Annotated in this window: 9 protein-coding genes; 8 read left to right on the top strand and 1 reads right to left on the bottom strand. The window is 67.3% G+C overall.

The window, feature by feature from the left end; translation table 11 throughout:
• Positions 1–147 precede the first annotated feature (147 nt).
• From NPJ82_RS06810 to NPJ82_RS06840, 7 genes are all read left to right on the top strand, one after another.
• Complete coding sequence (locus NPJ82_RS06810; RefSeq protein WP_342658973.1) at positions 148–2,517, top strand: glycoside hydrolase family 3 N-terminal domain-containing protein; 2,370 nt, start codon at positions 148–150, stop codon at positions 2,515–2,517.
• A gap of 9 nt (positions 2,518–2,526) precedes the next feature.
• Positions 2,527–3,738: a D-mannonate dehydratase ManD gene (manD, locus tag NPJ82_RS06815; protein ID WP_342658790.1), complete on the top strand. Its 1,212-nt coding sequence runs from the start codon at positions 2,527–2,529 to the stop codon at positions 3,736–3,738.
• Between the two features lie 229 nt (positions 3,739–3,967).
• Positions 3,968–5,296, top strand: a complete 1,329-nt coding sequence (locus NPJ82_RS06820; RefSeq protein WP_112382499.1) for an MFS transporter — start codon at positions 3,968–3,970, stop codon at positions 5,294–5,296.
• On the top strand, positions 5,293–6,720 hold the full coding sequence (locus NPJ82_RS06825) for a mannitol dehydrogenase family protein (protein WP_342658791.1): 1,428 nt from the start codon (positions 5,293–5,295) through the stop codon (positions 6,718–6,720). The genes NPJ82_RS06820 and NPJ82_RS06825 overlap by 4 nt, the downstream gene beginning before the upstream one ends.
• On the top strand, positions 6,717–8,348 hold the full coding sequence (locus tag NPJ82_RS06830) for a DUF5597 domain-containing protein (protein WP_342658792.1): 1,632 nt from the start codon (positions 6,717–6,719) through the stop codon (positions 8,346–8,348). The genes NPJ82_RS06825 and NPJ82_RS06830 overlap by 4 nt, the downstream gene beginning before the upstream one ends.
• A gap of 159 nt (positions 8,349–8,507) precedes the next feature.
• The gene (locus NPJ82_RS06835; protein ID WP_267347615.1) at positions 8,508–11,534 is read left to right on the top strand and encodes a TonB-dependent receptor; all 3,027 of its coding nucleotides are present in this window, start codon (positions 8,508–8,510) and stop codon (positions 11,532–11,534) included.
• 109 nt (positions 11,535–11,643) lie between these two features.
• Positions 11,644–11,970, top strand: coding sequence for a YnfA family protein (locus NPJ82_RS06840; protein WP_342658793.1), 327 nt, complete (start codon positions 11,644–11,646; stop codon positions 11,968–11,970).
• A gap of 587 nt (positions 11,971–12,557) precedes the next feature.
• On the opposite strand, the gene NPJ82_RS06845 is transcribed toward NPJ82_RS06840, so the two are convergent.
• The gene (locus NPJ82_RS06845) at positions 12,558–13,277 is read right to left on the bottom strand and encodes a DUF4163 domain-containing protein (protein ID WP_342658794.1); all 720 of its coding nucleotides are present in this window, start codon (positions 13,275–13,277) and stop codon (positions 12,558–12,560) included.
• Between the two features lie 142 nt (positions 13,278–13,419).
• On the opposite strand from NPJ82_RS06845, the gene NPJ82_RS06850 reads away from it, so the two are divergent.
• Positions 13,420–15,378 (top strand): CocE/NonD family hydrolase, encoded by a 1,959-nt coding sequence (locus tag NPJ82_RS06850; RefSeq protein WP_342658795.1) that lies wholly within the window; start codon positions 13,420–13,422, stop codon positions 15,376–15,378.
• The last annotated feature ends 41 nt before the right edge of the window (positions 15,379–15,419 follow it).

The following is a 15,419-nucleotide window of genomic DNA, read 5'->3' on the forward strand; positions in this document are numbered from 1 at the left end:
CCGCGGGTAATTGACAAGTCCCCGTCGGCTAGGTCATTGGTAACGCTATCAGCGACCGCATCAAGAAGAATGTGGCGTCTGACCAATTTCAGGAGAGGTCAGGATGCAATCTGCCACGTCGTTCCACCCTGTCGGGGCCGTGCAATGATGGCAAGCCGCCGCGATCTGCTGCGCTGGTCGGTGTCGGCCTCCGCGCTCGCCTTCCTGCCTGCCGCGGCCCGCCCCGCCGCGCCGCTCTACAAGGATGCACGCGCCCCCGTGGACCTGCGCGTCCGCGACCTGATGGGCCGGATGACGCTGGACGAGAAGGTGGCGCAACTCATCACCCTTTCCACCTCCAAGCGTGACGTGATGAACGATGCGCGCGCCTTCGATCCGAGCAGGGCGGACGCCGCCTATCCCCACGGCATCGGCCAGATCGCGCGGCCGTCCGACCGGGGCGGTGCGGCGACCGCGAACAACACCGGCACCGACGTCACCGGCCGCTGGCGCGCACCGGCCGACACGATCGCCTTCGTCAACGCGGCGCAGGGCTGGGCGGTGGAGCGCAGCCGCCTGGGCATCCCGATCCTGTTCCATGAGGAAGCGCTGCATGGCTACATGGCGCCCGAGGCGACCAGCTTTCCGCAGGCGATCGCGCTCGCCGGCAGCTTCGACCGCGATCTGGTCGAGCGCGTCAACGCGGTCATCGCGCGCGAGGTGCGGGCGCACGGCACGGTGCTGGCCCTGTCGCCCGTCGTCGATATCGCCCGCGACCCGCGCTGGGGCCGGATCGAGGAGACGTTCGGCGAGGACGCCTATCTGTGCGGCGAGATGGGCGTCGCCGCGGTGCTGGGCCTGCAGGGGCCGGGCAAGACGCTGGCACCGGGCAAGGTCTTCGCCACGCTCAAGCACATGACCGGCCACGGCCAGCCGGAAAGCGGCGAGAATGTCGCGCCCGCCCCGATCGCCGAGCGCGAGCTTCGCGAACGCTTCTTTCCGCCTTTCCGCAAGGTGGTGAAGCGGACCGGCATCGGCGCGGTCATGCCCTCCTATAACGAGATCGACGGCGTCCCCAGCCACGCGAACCGCTGGCTGCTGACGCAGGTGTTGCGCGGCGAATGGGGCTTCGACGGCGCGATCGTCAGCGATTATGCCGCCATCCCCGAACTCGCCAGCTTCCACCATGTCGCGGCCGACATGGACGGCGCCGCCCGCCTAGCGCTCGCCGCCGGCGTCGACAGCGACCTGCCCGACGGGCAGGCGTTCCGCTCGCTCGCCGATCAGGTTCGCGCCGGCCAGGTCTCGCTCGCCGCGGTCGATGCCGCATGCCGCCGCATGCTGACGCTGAAGTTCCGCGCCGGGCTGTTCGAGGGTGCCACCGTCGATCCCCGCGCCGCCGCCCGCCTGACCGCGAATGACGAGGCGAGGGCGCTTGCCCGAGAGGCCGCGGAAAAGTCGATCGCGCTGCTCGTCAACGACGGCACCCTGCCGCTGACGCCGGGCGGGCACAGGCGCGTGGCGGTGATCGGCCCCAATGCGGCGGTCGCACGGCTGGGCGGCTATTCGTCCATCCCGAAATCGCCGGTCTCGCTGCTCGACGGCGTCCGCCAGCGTCTCGCCGGTCGTGCCGAGGTCGTCCATGCCCAAGGCGTCTTCATCACCCGGAGCGAGGATCGCTCCGCCAACGAGGTGCTGCTCGCCGATCCCGCCAAGAACCGCCAGCTTATCGCCGAGGCGGTGGCGGTGGCGAACACCGCCGATATCGTCCTGCTCGCCATCGGCGACACCGAACAGACCAGCCGCGAGGGCTATGCGAAGAACCATCTCGGCGACCGCACCGACCTCGACCTGCTCGGCGAACAGAACGCGCTGTTTCTCGCGCTCAAGGCGACCGGCAAGCCCGTCGTGGTACTCGCGATCAACGGCCGTCCGCCGTCGTGGCCGACCGTGACGGGGGGCGCGAACGCCGTGCTGGAATGCTGGTATATGGGGCAGGAGGGGGGCCATGCGATGGCCGCCGCGCTGTTCGGCGACGTCAACCCGGGCGCCAAGCTGCCCGTCACCGTCGCACGCCATGTCGGGCAGTTGCCGGTCTTCTACGATGCCAAGCCCTCGGCGCGGCGCGGCTATCTGTTCGACACCACCGATCCGCTGTTCCCGTTCGGCTTCGGCCTCAGCTACACGACCTTCCAGCTTTCCCCGCCGCGCCTGTCCGCCACCCGCATTGGTGTCGCGGCCAGCGTCGAGGTCGAGGTGGACGTGACCAACACCGGCACGCGGGCGGGGGACGAGGTCGTCCAGCTCTACGTCCATGATCTGGTCGCCAGCGTCACCCAGCCGATCAAGGCGCTGAAGGGTTTCCAGCGCGTCTCGCTCAAGCCCGGCGAGCGGCGCACCGTGCGCTTCACCCTCGGTCCCGACGCCTTCGCGCTGTGGAACCTCGACATGGAGGAGGTGGTCGAACCCGGCCAGTTCCACATCATGACCGGCGCCAATAGCCGCGATCTCCAGTCCGTCACCCTAGACATCGCCTGAAGGACCACGATGCCGAAGATCGTCTCCGCCCGCGTCATCGTCACCTGTCCGGGCCGCAATTTCGTCACGCTCCGCATCGAATGCGACGACGGCACCACCGGCCTCGGCGATGCCACGCTGAACGGCCGCGAACTGTCCGTCGCCAGCTACCTGACCGACCATGTCGTCCCCTGCCTGATCGGCCGCGACGCCCACCGGATCGAGGATATCTGGCAATATCTCTACAAGGGCGCCTATTGGCGCCGCGGCCCGGTGACGATGACCGCGATCGCCGCGGTCGACATGGCGCTGTGGGACATCAAGGGCAAGGTTGCGGGCCTGCCCGTCTACCAGCTTCTGGGGGGCGCGGTGCGCGACGGCTGCATGGTCTATGCCCATGCCAACGGCACCAGCATCGAGGACACCATCGCCGAGGCGATCCGCCACCGCGACCAGGGATACCGGGCGATCCGCCTGCAATGCGGCGTGCCGGGCCTTGCCTCCACCTACGGCGTCGCCAAGGCGGGCCAGCGCTACGAGCCGGCCGATGGCGACCTGCCGACCGAGGCGGTGTGGTCGACCGAGAAATATATGCGCGTGGTGCCGCAACTGTTCGCCGCCGCCCGCGAGGCGCTGGGCTGGGACATCCATCTGCTGCACGACATCCACCACCGCCTCACCCCGATCGAGGCGGGGCGGCTCGGCCGCGACCTGGAGCCCTATCGCCCCTTCTGGCTGGAGGATGCGACGCCGGCGGAGAACCAGGACGCGTTCCGCCTGATCCGCCAGCACACGACTGCGCCGCTGGCGGTGGGCGAGGTCTTCAATTCGATCTGGGATTGCAAGTCGCTGATCGAAACGCAGTCGATCGACTATATCCGTGCCACCATCGTCCATGCCGGCGGGATCACGCATTTACGCCGTATCGCCGCGCTGGCCGAGCTATATCAGGTCCGCACCGGCTGCCACGGCGCCACCGACCTGTCGCCGGTGACGATGGCCGCCGCGCTGCATTTCGGCCTGTCGGTGCCCAATTTCGGCATTCAGGAACACATGCCCCACACCGCCGAGACCGATGCGGTCTTTCCTCATGGCTACCGCTTCGCGGACGGCATGATGCACCCGGGCGACGCGCCGGGGCTGGGCGTGGACGTCGACGAGGATCTGGCGGCGACGTACGAATACAAGCGCGCCTTCCTCCCCGTAAACCGATTGGAGGACGGCACGCTATGGAGCTGGTGAGCCACGTCACGCCCTCTCCCACTCGGGGAGCATCCGGTGAACAGCGCTCCGCGCTGTTTAGCCAGTGCCGGTGGCATGGGCGACCTGATGCTGGAAGGGGCCCGCTGCCGTCAGGCAGTGGGAAGGGTGAGGGGCTGCCGCGGGCAGGGCACTGCTTGGCAGCCCCTCCCCCTCCCCACGGCTATGCCGCGGGGCCCCTCCCTCTCCCCGGACGGGAGAGGGCCGACGTATGAGCAACTTCACCGAAACCGCCGCCGAGGCGCCGGAAACCGCTGCGCACGCCGTTCCCCGCCCGCGCGGCCGCATCCGCTGGGCGATCTGCGCGCTGCTCTTCGCCGCCGTGGTCCTGAGCTATATCGACCGGCTCGTGCTGGGCGTGCTGAAGCCGCAACTGACCGCGCTCTACGGCTGGACCAACACCGGCTACGGCGACATCACCGGCTATTTCCAGGTCTTCTACGGCATCGGCTTTCTGCTGTTCGGCTGGGCGATCGACCGCATCGGTCCGCGCCTGGGCTATCTGCTGGCGATGGGAAGCTGGACGCTCGGCCATTTCGCGCAGATCCTGGTCACCTCCACCACCGGCTTCGTCATCGCGCGCATCCCGCTCGCATTCGGCGAGGCGGGTACCTACCCGTCCGCGCTCGCCGCCGCGTCGCAGTGGTTTCCGCAAAAGGAGCGCGCGCTCGCCATCGGCATCTTCAATGCCGGCGCCAATGTCGGGGCGATCATCACCCCGCTGCTCGTGTCGTTCATCGTCGCCGGGTTGCTGTTCGACTGGCGCTGGGCGTTCCTGATCACCGGCAGCTTCAACCTCGTCTGGCTGTTCGTCTGGTGGCGCTTCTACCGCGCGCCGCACGAGCATGCGGCGATCACGCCCGAGGAGCGCCGCTGGATCGAGGCGGAGCCGGCCGACACCAGCGGCCGCGCCGGCTTCCTGACGGTGCTGCGCCACCGCGCGGCATGGGCCTATATGGCCGGGCGCTTCCTGATCGATCCGGTCTGGTGGACCTTCCTGTTCTGGCTGCCGGACTTCTTCAACACCCGCTACGGCTATGACCTGAAGAGCTTCGGCCCGCCGCTCGTCGCCATCTACATCCTGGCCGATTTCGGCGCGATCGCGGGTGGCTGGTATTCGTCGCACCTGTTGAAGCGCGGCGTCTTTGCCGGCACCGCGCGCAAGCGGGCGATGTTCGCCTGCGCGCTGTTCGCGGTGCCGGTCATGTTCGCGGCGCAGGCGTCCAACATCTGGATCGCGGTGACGCTGATCGGGCTGGCGTGCGCCGCGCATCAGGGCTTCTCCACCAACCTGTTCGCGCTGCCCGGCGACCAGTTCCCGCGCTTCGCGCAAGGGACGCTGATCGGCCTTGGCGGCTTTGCCGGCGCGGTGGGCGGCTTCATCGCGTCCAAGTCACTCGGCCTGCTGCTCGACCGGGTGGGCAGCTACCAACCCTTCTTTATCGCCTGCGGCCTGGCCTATCTGCTCGCATTGCTGGTCTTCCACCTGCTCAATCCGCGCTATCAGAATGTCCGCATCATCACGGAGGCCAAGGCTTGAGACTTTCCGACGCCGCGCTGGCGCATCTGCCCGCCGACATTGCCCGCCCCGCCTATGACCGTCCCGCCGTCCGCCGCGGCGTCGTGCATCTGGGGATCGGCGCCTTTCACCGCGCGCATCAGGCCGCGATCTTCGAGGCCGCACTGGCATCGGGCGATCTGCGCTGGGGCATCACCGGCGTATCGCTCCGCTCGGCCGCCGTCCGCGACCAGATGGCCCCGCAGGACGGGCTCTACACGCTTCTCGTCCGCGACGGGGCGGGGGAGCGCGCGCAGGTCATGGGCGCGGTGCTGGAGGTGCTGGTCGCGCCGGAAGACCCCGCCGCCGTCGTCGCGGCGCTGGCCCATCCCGACACGCATCTGGTCACGCTCACCGTGACCGAAAAGGGCTATAAGCTGGACCGGGCGAAGGGCACGCTGCTGGCGGACGACGCCGAGATCGCGCACGACCTGGCCGATCTCGCCCCGCCGCGCACCGCCCCCGGTTTCCTCGTCGCCGGCCTCGCCGCGCGCCGTGCCGCCGGCCTGCCGCCTTTCACTGTGCTGTCCTGCGACAATCTGCCGCATAACGGCGCCCTGCTGCGCGCCGCCGTGCTCGAAATGGCCCGCGCCCATGATGGCGGTCTTGCCGACTGGATCGCGGCGGAGGGCGCCTTTCCCGCATCGATGGTCGATCGCATTGTGCCGGCCACCACCCCCGACGACATTGCCGCGCTCGCCACCCGCCTCGGCGTCGAGGATCAGGCGATGGTGAAGACCGAGCCCTTCCTGCAATGGGTGGTCGAGGATCGCTTTTGCGGTCCGCGCCCCGACTTCACCGGGGTGCAGCTGACCGCCGATGTCGCGCCCTGGGAGGATGCCAAGCTGCGCCTGCTCAACGGCGCCCATTCCAGCATCGCCTATCTCGGCGGGCTGATCGGCGACGCCTTTGTTCACGAATTCGTCGCCCGCGAAGAGGGCCGGGCCTTTGTCGAGCGGCTCTGGGATCAGGCCGCCGCCACGCTGAACCCGCCGTCCGGCCTCGACATTCCGGCCTATCGCACCGCGCTGATGGCGCGTTTCGCCAACCCGGCGCTGCAGCATCGCACCCGCCAGATCGCGATGGATGGGTCGCAGAAACTGCCGCAGCGCCTGCTTGCGCCGCTGGTGGCCGGACGGGGGGATGCGTTGGCGCTTGGCGTCGCCGCCTGGATACGCTGGCAATCGGGGCGGACCGATGCCGGTGAGACGTTCACCGTCGATGATCCGCTCGCCGACCGCCTGGCCGTGGCGGCACGCAGCGACGATCCCGTCACCGCGACGCTGGCGCTGCTCGGCACGCGCGTCGAGCCGGCGGTTCACGAGCTGATCGCCGCGCACCTGACCAACCTCGAACGATCGGGTGCGCACGGCGCCATCCGAACATTGCTGAAGGCTTCGCAATGATCCGCACCCTGCTGCTCGCCACCGCCGCGCTCGGCCTCGCCACGCCCGCGCTTGCCGATCCGCCGCGGTTGGTAAAGAAGGGCGATGCGACGCAGCTCGTCGTGAATGGCAAGCCGATGCTGATGATCGCGGGCGAGCTGTCCAACTCCGCCGCCTCCAGCGCCGATTACATGGCGCCGCATTGGGCACGGCTGCGCGCGATGCATCTCAACACCGTTCTTGCCCCCGTCTCGTGGGAGCTGATCGAGCCGGTCGAGGGGCGCTATGACTGGTCCTCGGTCGATACGATGCTGAAGGCGGCGCGCGCCAACGACCTGAAGCTCGTCATCCTGTGGTTCGGGGCGTGGAAGAACTCCATGTCCACCTATGTGCCTTCCTGGGTGAAGCGCGATCAGGCCCGCTTCCCGCGTGCGGAACTGCCGAACGGGCAGGGGGTGGAAATCCTGTCCACCTTCGGCGCCGATACGCTGCGCGCGGACCAGCGTGCGCTGGCCGCGCTGATGGCGCATCTGAAGGCGGTGGACGACCGCGACAACACGGTGGTGATGCTTCAGGTCGAAAACGAGATCGGCATGCTGCCCGTCGCGCGCGATTACAGCGCGCCCGCCAACGCCGCCTTCCGGCAACCGGTGCCGCCCGAACTGGTCAACTATCTCGTCGCGCACCGCGACACGCTGGTCCCCGAGATGAAGGCGATGTGGACAGAGCGGGGCGCCAGAACCGCAGGCAGCTGGGAGGAGCTGTTCGGCCCCGGCGATGCCGCGGCGGAGGTGTTCGCCGCCTGGCATTATGCGCGCTTCGCCGATGGTCTCGCCGCGGCCGGCAAGGCGGCGTATCCGATGCCGATGTACGTCAACGTCGCGCTCAATCGTCCGGGGCGTATTCCCGGCGAATATCCCAGCGGCGGGCCGCTCCCCCACCTGATCGACGTGTGGAAGGCCGGCGCCCCCAGCCTCGATTTCCTGGCGCCCGACATCTACTTCCCGAACTTCACCCAGATCGTCGATCGCTACAAGCGGCCGGACAATCCCCTGTTCATCCCTGAGGCGCACAACGCCGACAATCCGATCGTTCCCGCCAATGCCTTTTATGCGATCGGCGAGCATGATGCGCTCGGCTTCGGGCCGTTTTCCATCGACTCGATCGATGAAGCGCCCGGCGCGCTGAAGGACGCCTATGCGGTGCTCGACCAGCTTCGCCCGATGATCCTCGATGCGCAGGGGACGGGCCGCATGGCCGGGTTCAAGCCCCGCCAGCGCTACGACGAGACGGTGGATTACGAGCCGCAGGTGCGCGACATCGGCGGCTACCGCTTCACCATCGCCTATGCCGATATCCAGCGGCCGACGATGACGCCGGACACCGCCGGTTATGGCGGTCTCATCATCCAGACCGGCGAGGACGAATATCTGGTCGCCGGGCAGGGGATCACCGTCACCTTCAAGCCGATCGGTGACGGACCGGGGCTCGCCGGGATCGATCGTGCGCATGAGGGTGTGTTCGATGCTGCCGGCAACTGGAAGCCGGGCCGGCTGCTGAATGGCGACCAGACGCATCAGGGGCGGCATATCCGCCTGCCCGCCGGGACATGGGGTATCCAACGGGTGCGCCTCTATCGCTACCGATAGGCGATTTGGTGTCGGATAGTGGCCTTATGACCACATAGATAGGCTTGACCAATCCGGCGTAACGTGGTCAGATGATGATAGCGCTATCAGATTAGAAGCGTTCGCGGCACCCAGCCAGATGAAGCGGGGCCGGTCCTTTGATCAAGGAGGGGAAGAATGATGACCATCGCCCGTCGTCCCGCCATCCGCGTCGCGCTGCTCGGCGCCGCCGCCTTCAACGTCCTCGCCATCGCCGCACCGCTCGCCGCGCAGACCGCCCCCGACCCGTCGCTCGGCATCACGGCGCAGCCTGCTCCCACGCAGGGGCCGCAGGATCCCGCACCCGCGCAGACCGACTCGGTCACCGATCCGTCGGTCGGGCAGGGCGAGACCGAGGAGATCGTCATTACCGGCATCCGCGGCTCGCTACAGAGCGCGACCAATGCCAAGCGCAACGCCGTCGCCTTTGGCGACTCGATCTTTGCCGAGGATATCGGCAAGCTGCCGGCGACCAACCTCGCCGAGACGCTGAACCGCATCCCCGGCGTCCGCCTGAACCGCGACATCAGCGGCGAGGGCACGCAGGTGTCGATCCGCGGCCTCGGCCCCAGCTTTTCCAAGGTGCTGCTCAACGGCGCGCAGTTCGCGGTCGCGTCCGATGGCGGCACCAACGGCACCGGCGGCGGCAATCGCGAGGTCGATCTCGATTTCTTCCCGTCCGAACTCTTCACCCGGCTCGACGTGAACAAGAGCCCGGTCGCCTCCATGCTGGAAGGCGGCATCGCCGGCACCGTCAATCTGCGCAACGCCCGCGCCTTCGACAATCCGGGCACGCACGTCACCGTCGTGGCCCAGGGCGCTTATACCGACAGCAACGACCGCATCGGCCCGCGCGGCGCGCTTGTCGCCAGCCACACCTTTGGCGACACCTTCGGCATCCTGCTCGGGGTCGCCGGCGTGCATCAGAAGCTGCGCATCGACGGCTACGACACGGTGGGCTTCACCGACGCGAACCTGCCCTGCGGCCCCGGCTGCAACGCCTCGCCGCCGGAAAGCAACGGCTTCGTCTTTGCGAGCACCGCGCCCGCGAACCTGGGCCGCGGCTTCACCACCGGCCAGCCGCTCGATCTCGCCGCCACCTCGGGGCTGTCCCTTTCGCAGCTGTCCAAGGCGATCATTCCCCGCCTCGGCCGCCCGGTGCTGACCACCGGCACGCGCGAGCGCATCTCGGCGGTTGGCTCGGCCGAATGGCGCCCGTCGGACGCGCTGCACCTGGTGGTCGACGGCATCTACGCCAAGTCGCGCCGCGACTATCTGCGCTCCAACATGAACTGGCAGGTCCGCAACTCCGGCCCCGGCACCTCGCCGCAATCGACCGGCGGCATGGTCCCGTTCGACATCCAGGTCGACCAGAACAACGTCGTCACCTCGGGCACCTTCGCCAACTCGTCCTTCTTCTCCGAAAACAGCATCTTCAACCAGGATACCGAATTCTGGAACGTGAACCCCAGCATCAGCTGGCGCCCGAATGAGCGGCTGAAGATCGACCTGTCGGGCAACTGGGGCAAGAGCAACTTCTTCCGCGAACAGCCGACCTTCGCCTTCCAGACCGCGCCCAATTCGGGGGTCGAGGTCACCTATGATAATACGACGGACAGCCCGCAGCCGATCATCTCGGCGAACCGCGACCTGGGCGATCCCAATCTCGGCTGGCAATGGTACCGCGTGAACGTCCAGAACGTCCGCCGCGAGACCGAGACCAAGGGCGCGCATCTCGACATCTATTACGGCGACGACACGCTCAACGTGAAGATCGGCGCCGCCTATGACGAGGCGGCGCGCAGCGTCCGCGCCTTCGACAACACCAACGCCTATCAGCTGTCGGTCTGCGGCAATCCGTGCACCGGCAACACCGGCACCGTGCCGACGAGCGCGATCCCGCAATATCTGAACCGCACCGGCGTCGACAATTTCGGCCACCTGTCGCGCGGCCGCTTCGGCGTCACCAGCTTCATCGTCCCCGACATCGCCCGTCTCGCCCAGGCGACCAACTACGCCCAGTTCCGCGACACCGCGCCCGAGGCGCGCGGGTCGGTGACCGGCGGCGCCACCGGCGACGTGTTCGAGAAGGTCTATGGCGGCTATTTCGAGCTGAACGGCGTGTCGGAGATCTTCGGTCGCGAGCTGCGCGCCAATGCCGGCTTCCGCTATGTCTGGACCGACCAGCGCGTCGTCGGCCCGAGCCAGATCGGCAGCACCATCGTCGATATCACGGCCAACTCCTCCTATCAGGAGGTGCTGCCCTCGCTGAACCTCACCTATGACGTCGCGCGCAACCTGAAGCTGCGCTTCGCCGCCTCCAAGGCGCTGACCCGCCCCGATGCCGGCTCGATCCTGCCGGGCATCACCTTCTCCGACCCCTCCGCCCAGATCGCCACCGCCGGCAACCCGCAACTCCAGCCCTACACCTCGGACAATCTCGACCTCGGTGGCGAGTTCTACACCGGCGGCGCCGGCTATATCGGCGTCGCCCTCTTCCGAAAGAACATCCAGGGCTTCACCGTCACCGTGCAGCAGCCGACCGCCTTCGGCGACCTCAACATCCCGCTCGATTCGCTGCAGGCGACGCAGCGTCAGGCGCTGGTCGACCGGGCCGGCGGCGCGGGTGCCACCGCAGCGGCGATCGCGGCGGTGCCGATCACCGTCAACCGCCCGATCAACCTGCAAAGCCTGATCATCAAGGGCGTCGAGGTCACCTGGAACCAGCCGCTGGACTTCGCGATCAAGGGCCTCGGCTTCCAGGCGAACGGCACGCACATCACCCAGGATTCCGATCCGGTGCTGGTCAATGGCAGCCCGCAGACGCTGGTCGCCTCCGGCGTGCCCCGCTGGCAGTATAACGTGCAGGGCTATTACGAGGATCACGGCCTGTCGCTCAGCCTGAACTATGTCTGGCAGGGCGGAGTGATCGCGGCCAATGCGCCGCAGAACAACCTGCCGCTGCCGCTGCGCGCGGACTCGCGCGGCCAGCTCGACCTGTCGGCGGGCTATCAACTGCCCTTCCTCGACAATGGCGTGCGCCTGACGCTCGACGTGCTCAACATCACCAACGAGCCGATCCGCACCACCTTCGGCTACGATAATGCCGCCTACAGCGTCTATTATCCGGGCCGTCAGGTGCTGGTGGGCCTGCGCGCGCGCTTCTGACGCCCATCCTTTCTGCCCCGGTTCCCCGAGCCTCGGGCCGGTCCTTCCCCCTTGGACCGGCCCGATTTTTTTCGTCGGCACCATGCCCATGCCGCGCTAGGATCGCCCGGTGCAATCGGCGATCCTTTATATCGGCGCGGCGCTGGCGGAGATTGCCGGCTGTTTCGCCTTCTGGGCCTGGGCCCGCATGGGCCGGTCGCCGCTCTGGCTGGTCCCGGGCACCGTATCGCTGCTGATCTTCGCGTGGCTGCTGACGCTGGTCGATACCGCACAGGCGGGGCGGGCCTATGCGGCCTATGGCGGCATCTACATCACGTCCGCGCTGCTCTGGCTATGGCTTGCCGAGGGCGTCCGCCCGGATCGTTGGGATCTGGCGGGCGCGGCGTTGTGCCTGATTGGTGCGGCGGTGATCTTCTTCGGGCCGCATCGTGGCTGATGCCGGGCGTGGCTTAACGGTGTAGGTCGTACCAGCATGACCGAATTTGGTGGTTAGCGGACGCTAGCTGCCGTTACGATGTGGCAAGCAAGCCCGGTTCGTTTCGGAGTAGGTGAGGTTCACAACCTCTACCCACACCGCGTTAGGCAAGCCGGTCCCATCGGCTCTCCCGGCGTCTAAATACGCAGGTTCCCGCATGTTCTCGGCGATGACATTAAAGGATGTAGCGTCGCAGAGCGTAACCTGAAGGTGATTTCCGTCCGCCCATTGTAGACGAGTGGACCCGACTATTGCGTCTTTCGCTTCAACAATATGAACCGGTTTAGGCAAGGTGCCGCCGGGCCCATTGCGGAGCACCACACGCGTTCTGTTGTTGGCAGGCGCTCCTGCGAGCGCTACTTCAATCTGCGCGATCGTTCTCCCGTCAGGGGATGCCAGTGGCGGGCCGGCCTTCCAGTCGGAGCAGGCGGAGAGCGCGAAGAAGACGCCTATCACCGGTAGCAGTCGCTGCTTCATGCCCACTTGTACCTCTTCGTCGCCATGTCCGCTATTGGGCGCTTTCAGCCACCACATCCATCCTCTGCGCTCTACCGCCCCACCGCAAACGCCCCGCGATATTCCGGCTTCACCGCGCCGATCAGCGCCTGCGTCACCGGCAGCGTCACCTCATAGGCCCCCTCGGCATAGGACCCCGCGACATAAGGGTCGGCGATCAGGCCGATCCGGTTTAACCGCCCGCCGCCGGACGATCCCAGCAGCACCGTCAAATCCTTCAGCGTCGGGCAGGTGGCGAACATGCCGTCGCTCGCCGCCGCGTCCCCGATCCGTCGCCGCCGCTCCGCCTTCAGTTTTGCGCAAAAGGCCGGGCCGATCACGCCTTGCGCCGCGGGCAGCGAGGAAAAGACCAGCTTGGGCGCGATCCTCTTGCCCGCCGCCTTGTCCCACAGCAGTCCCATCGACCCCGGCGTGCCGTGCGCGCCGCCGGTATAGCTGTACACGTCGCCCGACAGGCTCAGGAAGCGCGGCGTATCCGTCACCAGCTTCCACGTCTTTTGCGTATCATAGGGCCGGAACGGATAGCCGCCGTCGCGCGCCTCGACCCGCTCCTGCGCCGCGTCGCGCGCGGTCTGCGTGCGCAACCGCGCCTTGTCCGCTTCCAGCCAGGCGCGCAGCGCCGGAATGCGCGCCGCCTCCTGAGGATAGCTATAGTCGAAGCTGTAATCGGCGGTCTTCTCGGCGGCAGGGGCCGCGGCGCCCGTGATCCCGCCCACCGCCATCATCGCCGTCATGCCGATCAGGCTTCGCATCGCACATCCTCCTTGTTCCGGGCGAAAACGCTAGACGGGGCTAGCTGTACCCACGCTGTCCACCGTCCCGTGATACACTATCCCATTGCGCATGGCGGCGCGTATCGCCACGATGCCGCCGACACCTATTTCGAGGCCATCGATGATAAAGCCGTTGCTGTTCGCCGCCACCGCACTCTTCGCCCTGTCGCCCACCCTTGCCCAGCAGGAGGCGACGCCCGCGCCGAAGGACGGGCAGGCGGTAGCGCAGGGGGCGACGGGCGACATCCCGCAGAAGTTCAGCCCGCCGCGCATCGGCTATGATTACGACAAGCGCGAGGTGATGGTGCCGATGCGGGACGGCACGCGCCTCTACACGGTCATCGTCGTCCCCAAGGGCGCGACGAACGCGCCGATCGTGCTTACCCGCACGCCCTATAACGCCGCTGGCCGCGCCAGCCGCATGGACAGCTCGCGCATGCTGAACGCGCTGCCCCTGGCCGACGAGATCTTCGTCAAGGACGGCTATATCCGCGTCTATCAGGACATTCGCGGCAAATACGGGTCGGAGGGCGACTATATCGTCACCCGTCCGCCGATCGGCCCGCTCAACCCGACCAAGGTCGATCACACCACCGACGCCTATGACACGATCGACTGGCTGGTGAACAAGGCCAACCTGCCGGAATCGAACGGCCGCGTCGGCATGATCGGCTCGTCCTATGAAGGGTTCACCGTCGTCATGGCGTTGCTGAACCCGCACCCTGCACTGAAAGTCGCCGCACCCGAAAGCCCGATGATCGATGGCTGGATGGGCGATGACTGGTTCCACCACGGCGCGTTCCGGCTCGCCAATATCGGCTGGATCGGCTCGCAGACCGGCTACAAGGGCGCGGGCAAGGCACCGCCCAGCGGCGGCTATGACGATTACGGGAATTTCCTCGCCGGCTCGGCGGGCGACTGGGCCAGGAAGTCCGGCTATGATCAGCTGCCCTTCTGGAAACGCTTCGTCAGCCACCCGTCCTACGACGCCTATTGGCAGGGTCAGGCGCTCGACAAGCTGATCGCCGCCAATCCGTCCAACGTCCCCACCATCTGGGAACAGGGCCTGTGGGATCAGGAGGATATGTACGGCGCGATCATGTCGTGGGAGGCGTTGAAGGCGGCCGGCAAGACGGGCAACAACTTCCTCGTCATGGGACCGTGGCGGCACAGCCAGATCAACCGCGAAGGGCGCTCGCTGGGGCCGTTCCAATGGAATGGCGATACCGCGGCGCAGTTTCGCGAACAGATGGTGCTGCCGCTGTTCAACCAGTATCTGAAGGACGGGCCTGCCGCCAATCTGCCGCAGGCCGCGATCTACAATACCGGCGACAATCATTGGGACCGGTTCGCCACCTGGCCGCTGGCATGCGAGAAGGGGTGCGCGGCGCCGCTCACCCCGCTCTATCTGGGCGGGGAGGGTAGCCTCGGTTTCGAGAAACCGGCGACGTCTTCCACCTCCTATGTCTCCGATCCGATGAAGCCGGTGCCGCATCTGCCGCGACCGGTGAATTTCGATGACGGTCGCTGGGGCGACTGGCTGGTCAGCGACCAGCGCGGGGTGGACGGGCGGCCCGATGTGCTGACCTATACCACGCCGGTGCTGACGCAGGCGGTGCGCGTGTCCGGCGCCCCGATCGCCGATCTGTTCGCGCGCACCACCGGCACCGACGGCGATTTCGTGGTCAAGGTGATCGACGTGCTGCCCGAGGAGAATGCGTCGCAACCGTCGATGGGGGGGTACCAGCTCGCCGTCTCGCAGGACATCTTCCGCGGCCGCTACCGCGACAGCTTCGCGCGGCCCTCCGCAATACCGGCCAACAAGGTGCAGGAATATCGCTTCCGCCTGCCGACGGTGAACCATGTCTTCCGCCCCGGCCACCGCATCATGGTGCAGGTGCAATCGTCGCAATTCCCGCTCTATGATCGCAATCCGCAAACCTTCGTGCCCAATATCTTCCTGGCAAAGAAGGAGGATTACCGGGCGGCGACGGTGACGATCGAACAGGGCGGGGCCAAACCCAGCCGGGTGTGGTTGCCGGTCGTGCCCGTGGACCAGTCCGCCGCCATGGCGCGCTGAAGCCGCTTGCGGCGGCCGGGCATTCGCTTACCTTGGACGGC

This window comes from Sphingomonas sp. NY01 (assembly GCF_038809135.1).
GTDB classification, from domain to species: domain Bacteria; phylum Pseudomonadota; class Alphaproteobacteria; order Sphingomonadales; family Sphingomonadaceae; genus Sphingomonas; species Sphingomonas carotinifaciens.

Coding starts and splice junctions, on each gene's coding strand:
- NPJ82_RS06845 (WP_342658794.1), bottom strand. CDS start 13,277: ATGCGAAGCCTGATCGGCATGACGGCGATGATGGCGGTGGGCGGGATC.
- manD (WP_342658790.1), top strand. CDS start 2,527: ATGCCGAAGATCGTCTCCGCCCGCGTCATCGTCACCTGTCCGGGCCGC.
- NPJ82_RS06820 (WP_112382499.1), top strand. CDS start 3,968: ATGAGCAACTTCACCGAAACCGCCGCCGAGGCGCCGGAAACCGCTGCG.
- NPJ82_RS06850 (WP_342658795.1), top strand. CDS start 13,420: ATGATAAAGCCGTTGCTGTTCGCCGCCACCGCACTCTTCGCCCTGTCG.
- NPJ82_RS06835 (WP_267347615.1), top strand. CDS start 8,508: ATGACCATCGCCCGTCGTCCCGCCATCCGCGTCGCGCTGCTCGGCGCC.
- NPJ82_RS06810 (WP_342658973.1), top strand. CDS start 148: ATGGCAAGCCGCCGCGATCTGCTGCGCTGGTCGGTGTCGGCCTCCGCG.
- NPJ82_RS06830 (WP_342658792.1), top strand. CDS start 6,717: ATGATCCGCACCCTGCTGCTCGCCACCGCCGCGCTCGGCCTCGCCACG.